We start from the raw sequence: 4,685 nt of genomic DNA, 5'->3' as shown, positions 1-4,685 counted from the left end.
CTTCCAAGAGCCATCCTCCGGGCTTTACCGCGCCGAGACGCCCTACGCCGTGTTACCCCTCGGCGCGGTAAAGCCCGGAGGATGGCTCTTGGAAGAACTCCGCCGCCAGGCCAATGGCATGACCGGGCACCTGGACGAGTGGTACCCGACGGTCGGCGCCACGAACGGCTGGCTCGGCGGCGATGGGGATGTGTGGGAGCGCGGTCCCTACTGGCTCGACGGCCTGGTGCCACTCGCCCATATCCTGGATGACCAGCGCCTCATCGAGAAGGCGCAGCCGTATATCGAATGGACCCTCGCCAGCCAGCGCGAGGACGGCTTCTTCGGGCCGGCGCCCGAGGATACCTCCACCACAAACACCGCCCAGCAACAACGCCAGAACGCGGCCGACTGGTGGCCGCGCATGGTGATGCTGAAGGTGCTCCAGCAGCACTACGACGCCACCGGCGACGAACGCGTGCCGGCGTTTATGACGAAGTACTTCCAGTACCAGCTGGACCGCCTCGATGTCGAACCCCTCGGGCACTGGACCGGCTGGGCCACGGCCCGCGGCGGCGAGAACCAGGCCAGCATCCAGTGGCTCTACAACCTCACCGGCGACGCCTTCCTGCTCGAACTCGGGCAGCGGATATTCGACGAGACCGTAGACTGGACGGGCGACTTCGAGCAGGGGAAGGTGTCGGAAGACTACTGGCTCACGCATGTCGTCAACGTCGCGATGGGGGTCAAACAGCCGGCCATCCAGTACGTCCAATCCGGCGAGGAACGCTACCTGAACGCTGTTCGAACCGGCCTGGCCGGCCTCATGGCCAAACACGGGCAGGCGATCGGGATGTTTTCGGGGGATGAACTGATCCATGGCACCGACCCCACGCGCGGCACGGAGCTGTGCGCGGTCGTCGAGCTCATGTTCAGCCTCGAAACCCTGATGGGGATCACGGGCGACGTGGCCTACATGGACCGGCTCGAGAAGATCGCCTACAACGCCCTGCCCACCCAGGTGAACGACGACCACACCGGCCGGCAGTACTTCCAGCAAGTCAACCAGGTACGCGTCCGCTTCGGCGACCACCAGATCTTTTATGAGCCCTACCAGGACGCGCTCTGTTACGGCCTCCTGACCGGCTACCCGTGCTGCACGACCAACTACCACCAGGGCTGGCCGAAGCTGACGCGTCAGCTCTGGATGGCCAGCAAGGACCGGGGCCTGGCGGCGATGGTGTATGCACCCAACACGGTTACGGCGAAGGTGGGCGCCAGCGGCGAAGAGGTTACCATCCGCCAGGAAACGCCGTATCCGTTCGAGGAGCAGGTTCGCTTCGTCGTAAGCACCGTGGCGCCCGTCGCCTTCCCGCTTCATCTGCGGATCCCGGCGTGGGCCGAAGGGGCGCGGCTGCAGATCAACGACGCCGGATGGGAGCCCCAGACTGCCGGCGAGATGATCCGCCTGGATCGCACCTGGCAGGACGGCGATGTCGTGACGCTGGAACTGCCGATGGCCGTCCGCCTCAGCACCTGGCACGAGCGCTCCGTCGCCGTCGAGCGCGGGCCGCTGCTGTATGCGCTGGCCATCGATGAGACCAAGACCCTCAAGGACGCCCCCAAGCCGGGCGCGGAATCCCACACCCACTGGGAGGTCGACCCGCAAAGTGCCTGGAATTACGGGTTGATGATCGATCGCGACAGGGTAACGGAGGCGTTTGAAGTGATTAAAACCGATATGCCGGCCTACCCGTGGTCTCCCGAAACGGTCCCGATCCGCATCCAGACGAACGGTGTTCGAATCCCCGGGTGGACCGAATACAATGGCTCCGCCGGCCGCATCCCGCCCAGCCCGAAGCGTATTCCCAATGCCGTCCAGGAGCCCATCATCCTGATTCCCTACGGGGCGTCGACGCTGCGCGTGGCAGCGTTCCCGGAAGTGGTGAAGTAAAGCACGTATCTGAACACGGCCATCAGGTAGAGACGCTCCTGTGGAGCGTCTCGGCAATATAGCCGCATGTTGCGAGCAACGACGATGAACGCAGCCGTCAGGAGGCGCTCCACAGGAGCGCCTCACCGACCTTGCCCCCTATGGGCAACATTAACAATTGATGTAACCGTCAGGAGACGCTCCACAGGAGCGTCTCTACGGTAATTCGTGAAGATCCCGCCTACCGAGTATCTATGTATATGGTCATCATCCTCCTCCTCCTCGCCGGTTGCGCCACCCCCTCGGCGCCCGAGCCCGAGCGCCCCTTCACCGGCGACCCCTGGCCGGAGATCCGCCGCGAGCGTATCCGCGCGCTCCTTCCCGAGGCCATGGACCGCACGGGCGTCGACGCCTGGATCGTCGTCTGCCGCGAAAACGACAACGACCCGATGGCGCGGCATGTGGGCTGCGAAAACGCCGGCGGACAGGCCGGTTTCCTGTTTTTCCGGACACCTGCGGGCGTATCCCCCTACGCCATCTCCCCCCAGGGCGAATCCACCGCCCTGGCCGAGCTGAAGGAGCACGAGGAAGTGCTGGTCATCGAACGGGGGACGGATATCTGGGACCACACGCGGGCGCTGCTGACGCGCTTCGGGTCGACAGCCATCGCCATCAATTCCGGAGCGAGCCCGGTGGCGGACGGCCTTTCCCACACCCAGTTCCTCGCGATGACGGCCGGCCTGGGGCCGGAGTGGATGGCGCAGACGACCTCCGCCGAGCCGTTGATTGTCGAGTGGCTCTCTGTCAAGACGCCGGCGGAGGTGGACATCATGCGCCGCGCCGCGGCCCTCACGGCGCAATGGGAGGTGGAGGCCTACGCCGCCGCCACCCCGGGCGTCACGACCGACCGGGACATCGCCGACTTCCTCGAAGCCCGCATGGCGGCCCACGGCGTCGAGGACGGCTGGGCGCCGGATCAGAACCCGGCCGTGAACTCCGGCATCGACCGGGGCCACTCCCATCCCACCGACCGCGTCATCCAGCCGGGAGATTTTATCCAGACGGATTTTGGCATCAAGGTGCACGGGATGTGGGTGACGGACATCCAGCGATTCGCCTACGTGCTCGCCCCGGGCGAGACCGAAGCCCCGGCCGAGGCCCTCGCGATGTGGGAAGCCGCCCGCGACGGCAGCCGCGCCGCGTTCGAGGCCATGAGACCCGGCGCCCGGGGCTTTGAAGTCGATGCCGCCCAGCGGCGGGTGATGGAAGCCGCCGGCTCGTTGCCCGTGATGTGGAGCACCGGGCACCCCGTAGGCTACTGGGCGCACGACATGGGCCCGAGCCTCGGGGGCGGACAGCTCGGCCGCACGCCGGCGGGCCGGCAACTCACCGAGCTGCGACCGGGCATGACCTTCGCGTTCGACGGGTTTTTCTCGTGGGCACTGTCCGACTCCACCACCAAAACCCTGTCTGTCGAGGAGATGGTCGTCATCACCGACACAGGCGCGGAGTGGCTCACCCCACCGCAGGAGGAGCTGATCATCATTCCCTCCCGTTAATCACCCACAGGCTGGCAATCCGAGTCACCATATGATCCAGGAATACGCCCGGGCCGAGTACGCGCTCAACTACCTCGCGAAAGCCGACACCATCCCCCACCGCACGGAGGGTGAAGCCGTGCTGCTTTCGTTTATGCCGCCACAGGCGATGCGCATCCTCGACCTCGGCGCCGGCGACGGCCGGCTGCTGCATCTGGTACTGCTCGACCGGCCCCAGGCGGAAGGCGTGGCGCTGGACGCGTCCCCGACCATGTTGGACGCCGCGCGGACCCGGTTCGCGAAATACGCCGGCGTCGAAATCGTCCACCACGACCTCGACGAGCGGCTGCCCGAACTTGGTCGGTTCGACGCCATCGTGTCCGGTTTCGCCATCCACCACTGCACCCATCCCCGCAAGGCGGCTATCTATCGAGAGATTTTCGAGATGCTCGAACCCGGAGGCGTGTTCTGCAACCTCGAACACGTCGCCTCGGCGACCCCGGAGCTACACGCCATGTTTCTGAATCAGCTCGGGATCGGGCCGGCGGACGAGGACCCGTCCAACAAGCTGGCGCCGGTGGACGTTCAGCTGGAAATGCTCCGTTCCTGCGGCTTCCAACACGTGGATTGTTACTGGAAATGGATGGAACTGGCTCTCTTCGGCGGCTGGAAGCCCGCGATCGAATGAATCCATCCGCACCCTATCGAATGATCGTCTGGGCCATGGCCTGCCTGGCCATCAGCGCCTGCACTAGCCCGTCGCCCGCTCCTTCGGTCGCGACATACACAAACCCGCTGCTCCCCGCCGGCGCCGATCCGTGGGTCGTGTACCGCGATGGGATGTACTACTACATCCACACTACCGGCAACGACCTCACCATCCGCAAGACCCGCCGGATGGTCGACCTCGCGCTCGCCGAGCCGGTCACCGTCTGGACCCCGCCGGCGTCCGGCCCTTACAGCCACGGCATCTGGGCGCCCGAGCTCCACTTCCTCGACGGCGCCTGGTACCTCTACTTCGCCGCCGACGCCGGCGAAAACGAATCCCACCGCCTCTGGGTCCTCGAAAACCCGTCGCCCGATCCGACCGTCGGCACCTGGACGATGAAGGGCAAGCTGGCCGACCCCAGCGACCGCTGGGCGATCGATGGAACGGTGTTCGAACACGCCGGCCGGCGCTATCTGGGGTGGTCGGGCTGGGAGGGTGAGACGAATGGGACGCAGCACCTCTACCT

The 4,685-nt window shown here is 65.9% G+C and carries 4 protein-coding genes; all 4 read left to right on the top strand.

The annotated features are described in order from the left end of the window. Nucleotides 1-1,933: glycoside hydrolase family 127 protein (locus SH809_17920; GenBank protein MDZ4701594.1), on the top strand; the 1,933-nt coding region annotated here is incomplete at its 5' end. Between the two features lie 233 nt (nt 1,934-2,166). Further along, nucleotides 2,167-3,471, top strand: a complete 1,305-nt coding sequence (locus SH809_17915; GenBank protein MDZ4701593.1) for a M24 family metallopeptidase — start codon at nt 2,167-2,169, stop codon at nt 3,469-3,471. 31 nt (nt 3,472-3,502) lie between these two features. Further along, nucleotides 3,503-4,138 (top strand): class I SAM-dependent methyltransferase, encoded by a 636-nt coding sequence (locus SH809_17910; protein ID MDZ4701592.1) that lies wholly within the window; start codon nt 3,503-3,505, stop codon nt 4,136-4,138. Next, nucleotides 4,135-4,685: family 43 glycosylhydrolase (locus SH809_17905; GenBank protein MDZ4701591.1), on the top strand; the 551-nt coding region annotated here is incomplete at its 3' end. The genes SH809_17910 and SH809_17905, both read left to right, overlap by 4 nt.

Source organism: Rhodothermales bacterium, from assembly GCA_034439735.1.
Classification (GTDB): domain Bacteria; phylum Bacteroidota; class Rhodothermia; order Rhodothermales; family JAHQVL01; genus JAWKNW01.
The sequence above is the reverse complement of the archived record's forward strand: the minus strand, read 5'-3'. Positions and strand labels throughout refer to the sequence as shown.